This window comes from Dehalobacterium formicoaceticum (assembly GCF_002224645.1).
Classification (GTDB): domain Bacteria; phylum Bacillota; class Dehalobacteriia; order Dehalobacteriales; family Dehalobacteriaceae; genus Dehalobacterium; species Dehalobacterium formicoaceticum.
Window position 1 is genome coordinate 3,613,043 of the sequence record NZ_CP022121.1, and the last position, 15,542, is coordinate 3,628,584.

Below are 15,542 nucleotides of genomic sequence, written 5' to 3' on the forward strand. Positions count from 1 at the left end.
AAACAGAAAGAGAATCCTGGGGATCCGGGATTCTTTTTCATCTCAATTGCCTTCGCAGTCGCATGAGCTATTATCTTTATTTTTTGCCGCTATATTTAGCTATTTGTATTCATCAAAAGATCTATCTTTTCTTCCACACCTTTGAGGTGAGAAATAATTGAGTCTTCATTGACCATCAAGCGCCAGCGTTGTGCCCGCGATAAATTACAAAACCCGGACAAACCGTGTTTAATTTCTTTCAGCAAGCTGTCTTTTTCTGTAATTTCATTACGAACTGCCCCTACTTCCTGACTTTTGGTTGCGGCAATCTGCTGTGCTGCTTCTTGGATTTCCTTTATTTGACTTTCCCGTTGACAAATCATCTCTTTTTGTTCCGTAATTCTCTCTTCCAAAACACCCTTCGCTTCAATCTCCGACAAGCTAAAGAGCATAGTTTCCGTTAATTCCTGCAGCAGTCTTAAATGATTTGGCTGAGCTGCATGCTGTTGTTGAGCAACGTTCTCTTTTAGTTGATCTACATCAGAATACAGCTTGTCCATTAATTCAAACATTTTTAGCAGACCAGGTTTTTTTTCGATCATAGAACATATCTCATCAATGATTTTTCCCTTTATTTCCTCATCCATTAAAGAACCCTCCCTATCTCTCAATACTAAAATCATATCAAATTCAAGCATGAGAAAATGGCGAAAAAACTTGTCTTGAATGGGAAATAATTCTACCTATAGTGAAAGATATCGCTAAATAAACCGAAAATTCTCGTCTATTGATCTTGATAAGGAATAGGATCTGTAAAACCAGCCTCGCGAAATCCTTTTAGTCTTAATACACAGCTATCACATACCCCACAGGCTAACGCTCCTCCCTGATAGCAACTGGTGGTTAAATGAAGAGGAGCTCCGTTTTTGATACCTAGAGCAACTATTTCACCCTTCGTTAAATACTGCAAAGGGTTTTCAATGATAATCCGATGATTTTCAACACTGGCCTTGGTTGCGTAATCTGCAATACTTTGAAATTTTTCAATAAACTCTGCCCGACAATCCGGATAGCCGGAATAATCCACGGCATTGACGCCAATATAAATCTTTACTGCGTTTTCTACCTCTGCCAAACCCAGAGCATAGCTGAGAAAAATTAAGTTTCGCGCCGGCACATAGGTTACCGGAACATGCTCTCGTTCTTCCTGGCCTTGGGGCACCTCAATATCTGCAGTTAAAGCACTGCCGCCAATGGCTCGCATATTGGTTTCAATGACCACGTGTTTTTTCACCTGATAAAAATCAGCTACTTGCTTGGCACATGCCAGTTCCCGGTGGTGTCTTTGTCCATAATCAAAGCTTATGGGGATAATATCCACCCCTGATTGTTGAGCGATACTCATACAGACGGTAGAATCCAATCCGCCGGACAACAATACTACAGCTTTCATTTCCCCACTTCCTCTTTCCCTCATTTTGCAGAATTCGCTTCCCATAGTTTAAAAAGTTCGTCTTCTTCACTGTCAATCCGTTTCGAAATCGCATTTAATATTTGTTCTGTCTCCTGAATAAATTGTTTCAGATCTTTTCTGATGATTTCGGGATTACGAATATATTTTTCCTGATATTCTTTAAACACAGCAGCCAGGTTACCCATCTCCGTGACAAACTTTTGGGCAATTTCCTTTATTTCAACATTTTCGTTGTTATTCAACAGAGCTGGGTACAAAAAATCATCCTCATGTTTCAGGTGCATTTGCATAATCCCGTTTAAGGTGCCGATCTTGAGGGCGACCAAAAGGATATTTCCGGAAGCTAAGCTTTCCAAATCATAAATATCTTCCCTTAATTCTTTAATTACCTGCCTGATCTCCTGGTGTTGTTTTTTTACGATTTGATTAATCATATTTACACCGCCTCAAATTTATTTTAGAAATTTATTAAATTAACTCCCCAATGACTTTCACTTCCGTTTCCAGTTCCACCTGAAAGCGCTGTTTTACTACCTGCTGAATATGGGAAATTAGATTTAAAACATCCTCCGTAGCAGCCTGGCCGGTATTGATGATGAAGCCTGCGTGCTTCATGGAAACCTGGGCTCCACCGATGCTATACCCTTGTAAATTGGCATCTTGGATCAGTTTACCCGTAAAATGGCCTTCCGGTCTTTTAAAAATACTTCCGGCACTGGGGTAATCCAGGGGCTGTTTATCAGCCCTATTCCTGGTTAGTTCATCCATAGTCTTTTTAATCTCCATTTGATCCCCGGATTTTAAGCGGAACTTGGCTTTTAAAACCATGTCACCATTTTTTTGGATCAAGCTGGAGCGATACGCCAGTTCCAATTCATCTGCTTTACGAACTAACCGTTTCCCTTCAGCCGTTAAAACCTGCACTTCTTCTAAAACGTCCTTGATCTCCCCCCCATAGGCACCGGCATTCATGACCACGGCACCCCCGACCGTCCCGGGAATACCGCAAACAAACTCCAACCCAGTGAGACCATGCTCCTTGGCCTCTTGGGCAAGATCTGCCAACAGTAAACCCGCTTCCACTTCAATTTCTTCGCCTTTAACGATCATCTTTTTTAAATTATCTTCGATCAGGACAACCACTTCCCGAATTCCTTTATCCCCCACAAGGGTATTACTGCCATGCCCTAAGATATGATAGGAGATCTTCTCTTTAATAAGATATTGCATTAATCCTTCCAATTCGGCCATATCCTTGGGTATTACCATTAAATCAGCCCTGCCCCCGGTATTAAAGGTTGTATATTTTCTCATATCCTCATCGGTATGAAATTCTGTCATCTTCATGTTTTCTTTGATAAAGTCAATGATCTTGCTATGATCATTCATGGTATTTTCCTCCAGTGCAATATTATGATTTTCTTTTAATTCAGCATGCGCTAATCATAACATTTTTTCTTAATCTTATTCACCCTCTTTTTGATTAGACCTTAAGAAGGCTGCTTCTCCCCTCAGGATTTTTGCCCCTTTCGGCTTTATCCTATTGCTGCTTATCATTGCCTATTTCATCCCTGGAAATCATCTATTGATTTAAAGATTGGGGATTTGCCAATCTATTTCCGATTGGCCATGTTCCCCCAGCCATGTGTTAGCCTGGGAAAATGGTTTACTGCCGAAAAACCCCCTGTGCGCAGAAAGCGGACTGGGATGCACGGATTTTAATACCAAGTGTTGCGGATTTGTTAAGTATTGAGCTTTGCTCTTGGCATTATTACCCCACAAAAAAAATACAATCGGCGCATTTTTCTGATTTAATAATTGAATAATGGCATCAGTCAAGGTTTCCCAGCCAATGTTTTTATGGGAATTGGCTTTGTGGGCAACGACAGTTAAACTGGTATTAAGGAGCAGCACCCCCTGCTTTGCCCAAGGTTCCAGATAACCGTTGTTGGGTATAAAACATCCCAAATCTGTCTGCAATTCCTGGAAAATATTGATCAATGATGGAGGGATCCCCGTCCCTTTTTGCACAGAAAAAGCCAATCCATGGGCTTGATTTTCCCCATGGTAAGGATCCTGACCCAGTAATACCACTTTCACATCCTGATAAGAGGTTAATTTTAAAGCTTCAAAAATCATGTACATATCAGGAAATATGCACTTCGTTTTATATTCCCGGGCCAGGAACTTCCGTAATTTTAGATAATAATCCTTTTGGAATTCATCCTTTAATAAGTGATCCCAATCATTATGTAGTATGACCAATGATGTACACCATCCTTCTTCCTTTAGTTTAACATTTTAATCCTCGGAAGAAAATACTGTAAAAGTATGTGTTCCTTGCTGTCTTGGGTTCCCTTGTTGCCCATATACATAATCCCCTCCTCTGATGAATAAATTCTAAATAGAAGAAACCACAAGGAGGCTGGAAATGGATATTCCCCAAAGGATTTCCCGTATTAGGGAAATCGCATACAACATATGGTTCAGTTGGCAGCCGGAAACGCATCAATTATTTTCCCTGATGGATCGGCAATTATGGGAGGAAATAAACCATAATCCGGTAAAATTTCTTCTCTATTTATATCCCAAAAGGTTAGACGAAGCCGCCCATAATTCTGTCTTTTTGGAACTTTATGATCATTTAGTGGAAAAATATGACCGGTATCTCCATAAAAAGACCTGGTATCAGAGGCAAGCTCCTTCTCCAGGTCTATTAGTTGCCTATTTTTCTGCCGAACTGGGTATTCATGAATCTTTACCTGTCTATGGCGGAGGCTTAGGTGTTCTGGCCGGTGACCACTGCAAGTCCTGTGAAAATCTAGGCATTCCCCTGGTAGGGGTCAGTATCCTCTATAAAAACGGGTATTTTACGCAAAAAATTGATCATGAAGGGCGTCAGAAGGCTGCTTACCCCGAGACGAATTTTAATGAAATTCCCATATCCGTGTGCCGCAATCAAGACGGAACTCCCCTGATCCTGCCGGTACCCATCAAAGAAAGCATCATTTATGTGCAGGTTTGGTGCCAAATAATTGGGCGGACCCATATTTACCTTTTAGACACAGACATACCCCTCAATAATCCGGATGACCGCAAAATAACGAAACAATTGTATGGAGGGGTTCGGGATACCAGAATTGCCCAGGAAATTGTTTTAGGAATTGGCGGCGTTAGGGCATTAAGAAAGTTAGGAATTACCCCTTCCGTATGGCATATCAACGAAGGTCATGCTGCTTTTTTAATCCTGGAACGTATCAGGGAAAAAATAAAGGAAGGGGCTTCCTTACAGTCCGCTTTACATGAGGTGAAAGCCAGGACAGTATTTACTACACATACCGCCGTTCCCGCCGGTCATGATTTGTTCCCTAAAGATTTTGTACTGCCAAATCTTGGCCAGATGGTTGTCCAATTTGCCATCTCTTGTGAAGCGTTTCTTTCCTTAGGTTGGGATCATGAGCATCAATCATTTAGTATGACACAACTGGCTATGAAAAACGCCGTCCGTACCAATGGTGTCAGTAAACTCCATGGAGAGGTCAGCCGTAAAATTTTAAACAATGATGATATCACCTTGATTACCAACGGCGTCCACTTGCCGACCTGGATCGCACCTGAAATGTCCAGTCTTTTTGCCCAATACTTAGGCTGGGATTGGATGGAAGATTATACAAATCAGCATCGTTGGAAAAAAATTAAACTGATCCCGGATCAATTACTTTGGCAGACCCATCAGACTTTAAAAAAGAAAATGATCTCATATGTCAGATACAATCTCTATCAACGCTTGAAACGAAATCTGGCGCCACCCTCGGTCATTTTAGAAAGTCTGAATAAATTAAACCCGGAGACCTTTACCATCGGATTTGCCCGGCGCTTTGCAACTTACAAAAGAGCCGACCTGCTCTTAAAAGATCCAGATCGGCTTGCTCGATTATTGAATAACCCTAAACAACCGGTAAATATTATTTTTGCCGGTAAAGCCCACCCTGCGGATCATCCCGGTCAAGAAATCATCAAGAGGATCTGGCATCTGAGTCAAGAAAAGAAATTTCAAGGCAGGATTATCCTGGCAGAAAATTATGATATTCATCTGGCCCGTTACCTTCTTCAAGGGGTAGATCTATGGCTGAATACGCCCCGCCGTCCCATGGAAGCATGCGGCACCAGCGGTCAAAAAGCTGCCCTAAATGGAGTTATCAATTGCAGCGTTTCCGACGGCTGGTGGCCGGAAGCCTTCAATGGGAAAAATGGATTCACCATCGGAGGGGATCAGGATTTCTCCAATGAATGCATTCAGGATCAAGAAGATGAACGCTCATTATTCCATCTGCTGGAGCAGGAAATCATTCCATGCTATTACAATCAAAAAGACCATGTGCCCGAGCAATGGATCTGCCATATGAAGGAAAACCTGATTTCTATTCCCCACTATTATAACTCAGAAAGAATGGTCCAGGATTATTATAAAAAACTATATCTTCCTGCTTTTCGGGGTTATAATTGATCATTTTTCCTGATAACTACCGGATGCTCTTTGCTGCCCTTAATCGTTTTTCCTTTAGTAATATGAACGCCTTTATCCAGAATTGCATACTCCAGCTCCACACCTTCTTCGATGGTGCATTTTGGCAAAATAACGCTGTTTTTGATGACCGATCCCCGGTCTGCTTTAATACTTCGGAAGATAACACTGTTTTCAATTTCACCGGCAATAATACAATCATTGGATACTAAGGAATTATGCACCGAAGAATCCTTCGTATACCTGGTAGGGGCGCTGTCTTTTGCCTTGGTAAGAATAGGACCGGCTTGATAGAATAATTCCCGCCACACATCAAGATTCAATAAATCCATATGATGATTAAAATAATTAGAGATGGAATTAATCTTGGCTAAATAACCGGTAAAAGGATAGGCGACAACTTTTAAATTTCTGGAATTCCTGATAAAGCCATCCTGAACCAGATCCCACTTATTTTGTTTGGCACATTCATCGATAATCTCCAACAGCAAGTCCCGGGATAAAAAAAACATATCCAGACACAAATGTTCATGATCCATTGATTGTTCGTTTGCGGCTTTAAACTGATGCACCTGCTGATCTTCGTTGACATCCATCAATAAACATGGCTCAAATTTTTTCCGTTCCTCAGGAGATATCCTCTTGCAGACAATGGTAATGTCCGCACCTCGTTCTTCGTGAAAATCACGTACCTTGTGGTAATCAATATTACAGATCATGTTGCACCCGGAGATTAAAACATATTTGCGCGTACTGGATTGAATGTAACCCAGGCGGCTGGTAAAATGACTTATATCCCATTTGTTGGGGCTAAAAATATATTTGGAGAAGTCCGGGGAAAGGAAAAAAAGTCCCCGCCTTTTTGTATCCAGGTTCCATTCCCGGCCATTCTTAAGGTGTGCAATAAGCGAACCCATCTTATAATGAGTAAAAATGCCCACGCTTTTGATCCCGGCATTAACCATATTCGACAGAGGAAAATCGATGATACGATAACGACCGTCAATTGGTACCGCAGCAAATGGCCTACTTTCCGATACTTCACCCAAAACTTGATCATTTTCAATCACATTAATGATGCCCAGGGCGTTTAACATATTCTTTACCCCCTTTCTCATTTTTAAGATATCAACGTCACTCCGTCCTCATCCACAATCGACCGCTCAATTTGCGCATTGGGGGGGATGATCACATTGGGTAAAATAATGGAGTCTTTCACCGTCGCTCCTTGCCCTACCGTAACAGAATGGAACAAAACAGAATGATCTACAGCACCATGAATCACACAACCTTCATTGACCAGGGAACAGGTGATTTTAGCTGAAGACCCCACAAATTGGGGTGGCAAATTCGGATTCTCAGAATAAATGCGCCAGTTGGAATCATTGAGGTTCAAGGCAGGTTCCGGTTCCAGCAGATCCATGTGCGCCTGCCAATAGCTGTCAATGGTACCTACATCCCGCCAATAACCCTGGAAACGGTAGGCATAAATTTTTTCTTTTGCCCGCACCATTGCGGGAATCACGTTTTTACCAAAATCATGGGCTGAATTGGGATCCGACTCATCATTTTCCAAATATTTTTGAAGGAAAGATCGGCTAAAAAGATAGACGCCCATGGAAGCCAAATTGCTTTTTGGCTCTTTTGGTTTTTCCTCAAATTCAACAATCCGACCCTCTTCATTGCAAGCCATGATACCAAAATCACTGGCATCTTCCCACGGGACCTGGAGCACCGCCACCGTTGCATCAGCACCTTTTTCCTTATGATATTCCAACATCAGAGAATAATCCATTTTATATACATGATCTCCGGATAAAACCATCAGATAATCCGGATCATAAAGATCAATAAACTCCATATTCTGATATACCGAGTTTGCTGTTCCTTTATACCATTCTCCTCCCTGTTGCTTTACATAAGGAGGCAGCACCATCACACCGCCCGTCGAGTGATGCAAATCCCAATGCCAGCCAATTCCGATATATGCATTTAGCACCATAGGTTGGTATTGAGTTAAGACACCGACAGTGTCAATGCCGGAATGGCTGCAGTTGCTTAAAGTAAAGTCGATAATGCGATATTTTCCACCAAAAGGTACGGCCGGTTTCGCCAAGGTTTTAGTTAAAAACCCTAACCGTGATCCTGTCCTCCTGCCATGACTAAAGCTATCCATTCCTTTTTCATTTTCACCACTCCTTTACATAAAATTTTGCTGAAAATTTCTGCCTCCTTTTCTGCTCATTTTTAGTTTGTATATAAATACATTTCTCCATATATGTGGTTTTTCCTTCCCAAGAAAAAGGGGAAATTAGGTAAAAAAATGTTTGAAATGTACGAATAAATGATCCCTGTTATGTGCTATAATTCTGGTAGTTGGGTATAATGATTAAAAAACTTGGCTTACGCCAAGCCGAAGGCTGAACTTGAGCCTTAGTTGCGCTTATACTTTTAACCTTAAAATTAATACTTTCTGAAAGCATAAAAAACTATGAGGTAAAAACATGTCTCCATTTATTTTAATCTATCGTGACTTTTCTTTCTTTATTACTCTGCTACTCATTATCAACTTGCTTCTGGCCATCGTAATGGCTTTATTTGAAAGGCGCAATCCCATGAGCACTTTGGTTTGGTTGATGGTTATTTTTTTCTTTCCCATTATTGGATTTGTACTCTATCTTTTTCTGGGGCAAGACTTAAGGAAGCGAAAACTTTTTATTCTGAAGCATCAGGAGGAAGACAAATTAATCCGGACCGTGCACTATCAAAAAACGCTTTTCAGCGGTAACCAATATAAATTTAAGGATGAACGCATCAAACAATATACGGATATGATTACGCTCCATTTAAACAGCAGCGATGCGCCCTTTAGTGATAATAACCTGGTGCAGATTTATAACAACGGCCAGGATAAATTTACTGACCTGATGGAATCCATCAGACAAGCCCAAAAATTTATCCATATCGAATACTATATTATCAGAAATGATTCCTTGGGGTCTGAAATCATTGCCCTTTTAAGCCAAAAAGCAAAGAAAGGTGTCGAGGTAAGGTTTCTGTATGACGGTATGGGCGGCATCCGCCTGCCCAAAGATTTCTTTGATCCTCTGGTACAGGCTGGGGGAAAGTCGCTGTCTTCTATCCCCCTTTTATTCCCTATATTAACCTCCGGGTCAATTACCGAAACCACAGGAAAATCTGTGTTTTTGATGGTATCGTCGGATACGTAGGAGGATTTAATATCGGCAACGAATATTTGGGTTTGTCAAAAAGATTTGGTTTTTGGCGAGATATGCATTTGAAGATTGCAGGCAGTGCCGTCAATGATCTGGAGCTTCGATTTCTTTTGGACTGGCGTTTCGCCTCCGGTGAAGAAATCATCTTTGACGATAGCTATTTTGCCCATGAAGAAGTCCAGGGAGATACAGCCATTCAAATTGTCTCCAGCGGGCCGGATTCCAAATGGCGTACCATTCGCAACGGTTATTTAAAAATCATTAACAGTGCCCGGGACCATGTCTATATCGAAACACCTTACTTTGTGCCTGATGAAGAAATCCTCAGCGCTTTAAAAATGTCCGCCCTCTCCGGGGTCGATATCAGAGTAATCGTACCCGAAAAACCCGACCATCCTTTTGTCCATTGGGCCGCCATGTCCTATATCGGGGAGCTTTTAGAATCAGGGGTACGCTTCTTTGCCTATCATAAAGGGTTTATCCACAGTAAAATGTTCACTTCAGACGGTTTTGTCAGCTCAGTGGGCACTGCCAATCTGGACATCAGGAGCTTTCGGGTTAATTTTGAAGTAAACGCTTTTATTTATAATGAAGAAACCGCTCAAAAACTGGATGAAATGTTTATTTATGATATGCATGATGCAACAGAGATAACCTTGAAAAAATTTAATGAGCGTCCCTTTAGCGCTCAAACGAAAGATGCCATATGCAGGCTTTTATCGCCCCTGCTTTAAATGCAATCCCTATCCAGATCAAATATTTTAGCAGGAGAATTATTTTTTTAGCGAAATCTTATCTTTATGTTTGGATATGTGAGAATTATCAAAGATGAATTAAAAATTAGAGAATACAATCATTTTCGTTCCTATTATTGCGGACTTTGCCAGGAGTTAAAAAAAGGGTACGGCCGCTTAAGTACCCTTTTACTTAATTATGATGTGACATTTTTATCTCTCTTTCTCACATCCCTTACGGATACTTCGGAAGAGACCGCCTCCCGTAGGTGTATGGTCCACCCCGGGAAAAAACGTACCATCCTGATGGATAATAAATGGCTGTCCTATGGGGCCGATATTAACCTCTTGTTAGCCTATCATAATCTACAGGATAATTGGCAGGATGAACATTCACCCTTAGCCTTAGCAGGTTTAGTTTTCTTGTCCGGGAAATATAAAAAAGCCGCCCGACTCCATCCGGCTTTGGATCAATTAATCTCAGAAAAAACCCGGGAATTAGCCGGATTGGAAAAAGAAAAAAGTCCCTCTCTTGATGAGACAGCAGATACCTTTGCTAAGATTTTGGAAAATATTTGTCCAGTCTTGGATTTTCCTCCCGCCACTCAAAAGGCCATTAAATGGTTCTGCTATAATCTGGGTAAATGGATTTATCTCATTGATGCTTTAGACGATCTGGCAGAAGACCATAAAAAGAATCAATACAACCCTTTTATTGCTGCCTGCTATCAGCCGGGGGAAGATTTTGAATCCTTTCGGAAGCGAGCTTGCAGCAAGGCAGATTTTATTTTGAGGTATACTTTAAGTCAAGTGGCCCAGTCATACGAGCTATTGGATATCAAGACTAATCGAGGCATCCTGGACAATATTATCTATCTGGGTATGAATAAACAAACAGAACAGGTTTTAAATCAGAGGAGTTGTGCCAAAAGTGAAGAAAAATTATTACGAAATACTTGGTGTCCGGGAAAATGCTTCCAAAGAAGAAATCCGTAACGCTTATCGGGAGTTGGTAAAAAAATATCACCCGGATAAATATATGGATAATCCTTTGGCAGATTTAGCAGAAGAAAAATTAAAAGAAATCAATGAGGCCTATGATTATTTGATGAATAATACCACGGCGCACCAAAATTCCTCTTCCGGGTATGAACGACACAGCTATCAAAAAAGTCCGGGTAACGAAGGTTTTTTGAGAGTGCGGTCTTTTATTCAATCAGGCAATTATGATGCTGCCTTCAACCTTTTACAAACCATGGACCGCAATCATCCGGACTGGCATTATTTAAGCGGGCTGATTTCTTTACACAGGGGATGGTATCAACAGGCCATCAATCAAATTCAAACTGCCATGAGAATGGATCCCATGAATCAGGAATATGCAGCTGCCTGGAACAATATGCGCCAGGCTACTTACCATTATCAGGGGGCCGCCCGGCAAAAAGGATACAACGATGCCAGTTTATGTCAAATATGCAGCTGTCTTTATTGCAGCGACTGCTGCTGCGAATGCTCTGGAGGAGATTTAATTGAGTGCTGCTGACCAAAATCCTGCCAAAAGAATCGCCCTCAGCGGAATCCTGGGCGCCTTGTGTTTGATCACCTTGTTTTTGGCAACTACCTTACCCACCAACCGCCTTTTTTTTTATGGATTAAGCACGGTATTCTGCGCCTTGATCATTATTGAGCACGGTATCAGGGCCGGAATCCTTTTCTATTTTGCCACCCTGCTCCTCGCTCTTGTTTTAATCCCCAACAAACTGCGTCTCATCCCCTACATCTTTATTTTAGGTCATTATCCCCTTTGGAAAACATGGATCGAAAAAATAAACCATCCGATTCAGGAAGTTTTTCTGAAACTTTTGGTGCTGAATTTTTTCACCGGGATTGCCTATTACCTTTTTGCTTCTTTGCTATTAATCCAACTAGTAATTCCCCTTGCTCCTATCTTGATTTTCATCCTGCTCCAAGTCATTTTTCTGATTTATGATTACGCCTTTACATTAATCATCAGTTTCTATCTCAAAAAATTAAGAAAACTCCTCAACTAATCTCATCTCTGCATAAAAATTGCCTGAAGCACAAAAAGTAACTCCATGCCGATCTTAAACAAACTCTGAAAAGGCTGATAATCAACTCCTCTAAGGCTATTTCTACCAACAAATACTTGCGTCCATATGGACAGAACACTTGTCTTCCGTTATACTGGCAATAAGAACAATTGCTTTTCTTCAAGAAAGAGGGTGAAAAGATGCAAGCAAAGGATATTATGTCGAAAAATGTGGTGACAATTAAAAAGGATACCAAAATTGAAGACATTGCCACAATATTAATCGAAAATCATATTTCCGGCGTACCTGTGGTGGATGATGACAACCACCTAATCGGAATCGTGACTGAAGGAGATTTACTGCACCAGGAAACTGCACCAAGATTACCAGGCGTGTTCTCACTGCTGGGCGGATTTATTTATTATAATGGACTAGATCGCTATCGGGATGATTTTAAAAAGCTTTCAGCGACCATTGCAGAAGAAATCATGACCAAAGATGTGCTGACCATTCGGGAAGATATGGATGTTGCTGACATCGCATCAATTTTTGTCAACAAAAATGTGAACCGGGTCCCTGTACTCAGAAATAAAAAACTTATAGGTATTGTCAGCCGGGCAGATATTTTAAAGACTTTCCTGCCCAGGGGAGAAAAGGAAGAGTGAACTAAATGCAGAAAGGTGTGTGAAGGAAGCTGTTCATCCGCACACCTTTTTATGTTTTTCTTATGATATGAGTACTGATTTCCTGAGCAATCTATTGACCCTTCAATAATTCCCCTTTTTCCTTACGAGACATTTGTTTAATCAAATATTCCCGGCGCATAGCTTCCTCCTTCGTCTCAAATTCCTCATGATATTTTAAAAGAACCGGACCCCGTCCCCTGGTGTACTTAGCCCCTTTTCCCTGATTATGCTCTTCTAATCTTTTTTCTAAATTTGTGGTCCAACCGGTATAATAGCTGCCGTCCCGACACTGTATCATATAGACATAATTCATTTTTATTTCTCCTGTTTTTTATAATTAGCTACTGCTTATGTCTATCCTTCTTTAACGGGAGCAAAAGCAGTGCATGCTGCTGCAACTCTGCTAATCCTACCACTCAAAAAACTGATAATCAAGTTCATATCAGCCTATTTCTATTTTCTATTATTGATCAAATTCCAAGACTCCCACTTCTATAAGTGTGAGTTCCTATTTTACTTCAGGTGGGGTAGATTCCCCATCTGAAGCCCCGATGTTCAGCTTTAGCTGAACGAGTTCACTGTCTGTTGATGTTAGGCATCCAGCGATTTCGTGCTCGATGTGCTATTAGTCCTTGTCATTATTATCTTTTAATAAATATTGAAACTTTCTCTTTGTTAGGTTAAAATTAGGTAAGAGTATCCAATTTTTTCGTCCTTCTTTATTACAAGCAAATACAATTTAAAATAAGCAAAAATCATGTTGAGGATGACATTTTTGCGATACTTATGGAAATTGTATCTATTTTATCAACATTTCAGATGCAATTTCTAAAAACCGAGAAAGGAGGGAGAAATATGCGTACTTCTAAAATCATTAAAAAAATGCAAGGGAAAGGAGTGGTAATCGTAAAGAAACACGGGTTAAGAACAGGATTGATTGCATCGTTGGTCGTGATCAATTTGCTTCTGACAGGTTTTCTGATCCCCAGCCCTATTTACGGTGATGAGGAAAGTGAACCCAACCAAGCGCCACAAGCAACTAATGATACATATGAGTATGAATCAGGCAGCAAACATCTGTACATAAAAGCACCCGGCGTATTGGAAAATGACACAGATTCTAATGGGGACGAACTTACCGTCAATACCACCCCGGTGAAGCAGCCCAAATACGGTACCGTGAAATTATATGCAGATGGCGGCTTTACCTATTATCGCGACGGAAGTGGCACCTGCTTTACTTGCCCGGACAGCTTTACCTATGAAGTGAGCGATGGCGAACTGACCGCAGAAGCAAAAGTAACTATTCTGGTAATCAACGATGATGACATGGCTCCGGTGGCAGGGGACGACTCTTTTGAAACAAAGATGAATGAAGCTTTGGTGATTGCCCCCGAAGACTACCAGGACAACGATTATGATGAAGATGGTGATGAGCTGACCTTTGCCTTGGTAAACCAACCGGCAAAAGGCACAGCCAGCATGGCTTCCGACGGTACTATCACTTACACCCCGAATACTGGCTTTGTCGGTAAAGACAAATTCGATTACTCCGTAAGCGACGGTCATTGCACTGTTGAGGCTACCATTACTATCACAGTCAAAGCTGCGGATCCCGGTGACAAGAATCTTCCCCCCGTGGCCAAAGATGACGAGTACACCACGGACAAGAATAAGCCCATTGACATCACCGACTACTTGGATAATGACAGTGATCCCGAAGGAGACGAACTCACATCCGAGCGTACCGGCGACCCGGAACACGGCACTGTTACAGACAATGAGGACGGAACCTTCACCTACACTCCGGATCAGGACTTTGTAGGCAGAGACTGCTTTACCTATCAGATTTCCGATGGTGAATTTACTTCTCAAGCTAACATCTGCATCACCATCAAAGATCCGGGCCAAGGTGACGAGAATCTTCCCCCCGTGGCCAATGATGACGAATACACCACGGACAAGAATAAGCCCATTGACATTACCAACTACCTGGATAATGACAGCGATCCCGAAGAAGACGAGCTTACAGTTGAGCGCACAAGCAACCCGGAACACGGCACTGTTACCGACAATGAAGACGGTTCCTACACCTACACTCCGGATCAGGACTTTGTAGGCAGAGACTGCTTTACCTATCGGATTTTCGATGGGGAATTTTATGATGAAGCTAACATCTGCATCACCATCAAAGACCCGAATAGCGATGATGACAATCCCCCCGTGGCCAAAGATGATCGCTACACGACGCGAAAAAACAGAACACTTACCGTTGACCTGCCTGGGATTTTAGTCAATGACAGTGATCCCGACGGAGATACCATTATAGTTGATGTTGATACCGTAAGCGACCCCGACCATGGCACCTTAACGCAAAATGAAGACGGGTCCTTTACCTACAAGCCGGACACCGGCTACACAGGAAAAGACACCTATACCTACCGGGTTTTTGACGGCAAATATTACAGTGAATTTGCCACAGTAACGATTACGATCAGATCCAGCAGCAGTGGCGGCGGCGGTTCCTCTAACAACAGGGATGATGATCCCCGAGATAACACGCCGACTCCGGAAGTTCCTGCTGAACCAGGTCCGCAGAATCCGCCGGTAGTTACCCCGGAACCGGAACCAGTGCCTCCTGTGCAACCCGCACCGGCACCGACACCTGCTCCGGCACCAACACCAACACCAACACCGACACCAGGCCCCACACCGGTAGCACAGGCTAAGCCTCCGGTTCATGAATTACCGAAAACTGGTGCCAATCCCCTGCCCTTGGCTGGACTGGGCACAATGTTAGTTGGACTGGGAATCTATCTCAAGAGATCGTAAAGAGATGAATCTTAAAAAGAAAAGA

15 protein-coding genes and 1 pseudogene are annotated in these 15,542 nt (G+C 41.9%); 8 read left to right on the plus strand and 8 right to left on the minus strand.

The annotated features are described in order from the left end of the window. Positions 1-95: 95 nt before the first annotated feature. The 5 genes from CEQ75_RS17515 to CEQ75_RS17535 form a co-directional block, all read right to left on the minus strand. A complete protein-coding gene (locus CEQ75_RS17515; RefSeq protein WP_089612312.1) occupies positions 96-626 on the minus strand; it encodes a hypothetical protein in 531 nt (176 codons plus the stop codon). 137 nt (positions 627-763) lie between these two features. Further along, positions 764-1,432: a 7-cyano-7-deazaguanine synthase QueC gene (gene queC / locus CEQ75_RS17520; RefSeq protein ID WP_089612694.1), complete on the minus strand. Its 669-nt coding sequence runs from the start codon at positions 1,430-1,432 to the stop codon at positions 764-766. Between the two features lie 20 nt (positions 1,433-1,452). Continuing rightward, complete coding sequence (locus CEQ75_RS17525; RefSeq protein WP_089612313.1) at positions 1,453-1,887, minus strand: hemerythrin domain-containing protein; 435 nt, start codon at positions 1,885-1,887, stop codon at positions 1,453-1,455. A gap of 34 nt (positions 1,888-1,921) precedes the next feature. After that, complete coding sequence (murB, locus tag CEQ75_RS17530) at positions 1,922-2,842, minus strand: UDP-N-acetylmuramate dehydrogenase (RefSeq protein ID WP_089612314.1); 921 nt, start codon at positions 2,840-2,842, stop codon at positions 1,922-1,924. A 201-nt stretch (positions 2,843-3,043) separates the two neighbouring features. Continuing rightward, a complete protein-coding gene (locus tag CEQ75_RS17535) occupies positions 3,044-3,718 on the minus strand; it encodes a uracil-DNA glycosylase (RefSeq protein ID WP_089612315.1) in 675 nt (224 codons plus the stop codon). A 166-nt stretch (positions 3,719-3,884) separates the two neighbouring features. Between CEQ75_RS17535 and glgP the strand changes: the two genes are divergently transcribed. Further along, complete coding sequence (glgP, locus tag CEQ75_RS17540) at positions 3,885-5,960, plus strand: alpha-glucan family phosphorylase (RefSeq protein WP_089612316.1); 2,076 nt, start codon at positions 3,885-3,887, stop codon at positions 5,958-5,960. On the opposite strand, the gene glgD is transcribed toward glgP, so the two are convergent. Continuing rightward, on the minus strand, positions 5,951-7,075 hold the full coding sequence (gene glgD, locus CEQ75_RS17545) for a glucose-1-phosphate adenylyltransferase subunit GlgD (protein WP_157677525.1): 1,125 nt from the start codon (positions 7,073-7,075) through the stop codon (positions 5,951-5,953). The genes glgP and glgD overlap by 10 nt on opposite strands. A gap of 38 nt (positions 7,076-7,113) precedes the next feature. Continuing rightward, positions 7,114-8,165: pseudogene (locus tag CEQ75_RS17550) on the minus strand (glucose-1-phosphate adenylyltransferase); the annotation flags it as partial. Between the two features lie 317 nt (positions 8,166-8,482). Between CEQ75_RS17550 and CEQ75_RS19110 the strand changes: the two are divergent. The 6 genes from CEQ75_RS19110 (at position 8,483) to CEQ75_RS17575 (ending at position 12,664) form a co-directional block, all read left to right on the plus strand. After that, entirely contained in the window at positions 8,483-9,208 is a 726-nt protein-coding gene (locus CEQ75_RS19110) for a PLDc N-terminal domain-containing protein (RefSeq protein WP_242965314.1), read from the plus strand. After that, entirely contained in the window at positions 9,139-9,948 is an 810-nt protein-coding gene (cls, locus tag CEQ75_RS19115) for a cardiolipin synthase (RefSeq protein ID WP_242965502.1), read from the plus strand. Before CEQ75_RS19110 ends, cls begins: the two co-directional genes overlap by 70 nt. 78 nt (positions 9,949-10,026) lie before the next feature. Beyond that, entirely contained in the window at positions 10,027-10,944 is a 918-nt protein-coding gene (locus CEQ75_RS17560) for a DUF5685 family protein (RefSeq protein ID WP_157677526.1), read from the plus strand. Beyond that, entirely contained in the window at positions 10,880-11,491 is a 612-nt protein-coding gene (locus CEQ75_RS19270; protein ID WP_089612319.1) for a J domain-containing protein, read from the plus strand. The genes CEQ75_RS17560 and CEQ75_RS19270 overlap by 65 nt, the downstream gene beginning before the upstream one ends. Beyond that, entirely contained in the window at positions 11,478-11,999 is a 522-nt protein-coding gene (locus tag CEQ75_RS17570; RefSeq protein WP_089612320.1) for a hypothetical protein, read from the plus strand. Before CEQ75_RS19270 ends, CEQ75_RS17570 begins: the two co-directional genes overlap by 14 nt. A gap of 200 nt (positions 12,000-12,199) precedes the next feature. Next, a complete protein-coding gene (locus CEQ75_RS17575; protein ID WP_089612321.1) occupies positions 12,200-12,664 on the plus strand; it encodes a CBS domain-containing protein in 465 nt (154 codons plus the stop codon). Between the two features lie 91 nt (positions 12,665-12,755). On the opposite strand, the gene CEQ75_RS17580 is transcribed toward CEQ75_RS17575, so the two are convergent. Next, positions 12,756-12,998, minus strand: a complete 243-nt coding sequence (locus CEQ75_RS17580; RefSeq protein WP_089612322.1) for a GIY-YIG nuclease family protein — start codon at positions 12,996-12,998, stop codon at positions 12,756-12,758. Between the two features lie 542 nt (positions 12,999-13,540). On the opposite strand from CEQ75_RS17580, the gene CEQ75_RS17585 reads away from it, so the two are divergent. Beyond that, the gene (locus CEQ75_RS17585) at positions 13,541-15,517 is read left to right on the plus strand and encodes an Ig-like domain-containing protein (RefSeq protein WP_198306589.1); all 1,977 of its coding nucleotides are present in this window, start codon (positions 13,541-13,543) and stop codon (positions 15,515-15,517) included. Positions 15,518-15,542 lie beyond the last annotated feature (25 nt).

Coding starts and splice junctions, on each gene's coding strand:
- CEQ75_RS17525 (WP_089612313.1), bottom strand. CDS start 1,887: ATGATTAATCAAATCGTAAAAAAACAACACCAGGAGATCAGGCAGGTA.
- glgP (WP_089612316.1), top strand. CDS start 3,885: ATGGATATTCCCCAAAGGATTTCCCGTATTAGGGAAATCGCATACAAC.
- glgD (WP_157677525.1), bottom strand. CDS start 7,075: ATGTTAAACGCCCTGGGCATCATTAATGTGATTGAAAATGATCAAGTT.
- CEQ75_RS17580 (WP_089612322.1), bottom strand. CDS start 12,998: ATGAATTATGTCTATATGATACAGTGTCGGGACGGCAGCTATTATACC.
- CEQ75_RS17585 (WP_198306589.1), top strand. CDS start 13,541: ATGCGTACTTCTAAAATCATTAAAAAAATGCAAGGGAAAGGAGTGGTA.
- CEQ75_RS17575 (WP_089612321.1), top strand. CDS start 12,200: ATGCAAGCAAAGGATATTATGTCGAAAAATGTGGTGACAATTAAAAAG.
- CEQ75_RS19110 (WP_242965314.1), top strand. CDS start 8,483: ATGTCTCCATTTATTTTAATCTATCGTGACTTTTCTTTCTTTATTACT.
- queC (WP_089612694.1), bottom strand. CDS start 1,432: ATGAAAGCTGTAGTATTGTTGTCCGGCGGATTGGATTCTACCGTCTGT.
- CEQ75_RS17515 (WP_089612312.1), bottom strand. CDS start 626: ATGGATGAGGAAATAAAGGGAAAAATCATTGATGAGATATGTTCTATG.
- murB (WP_089612314.1), bottom strand. CDS start 2,842: ATGAATGATCATAGCAAGATCATTGACTTTATCAAAGAAAACATGAAG.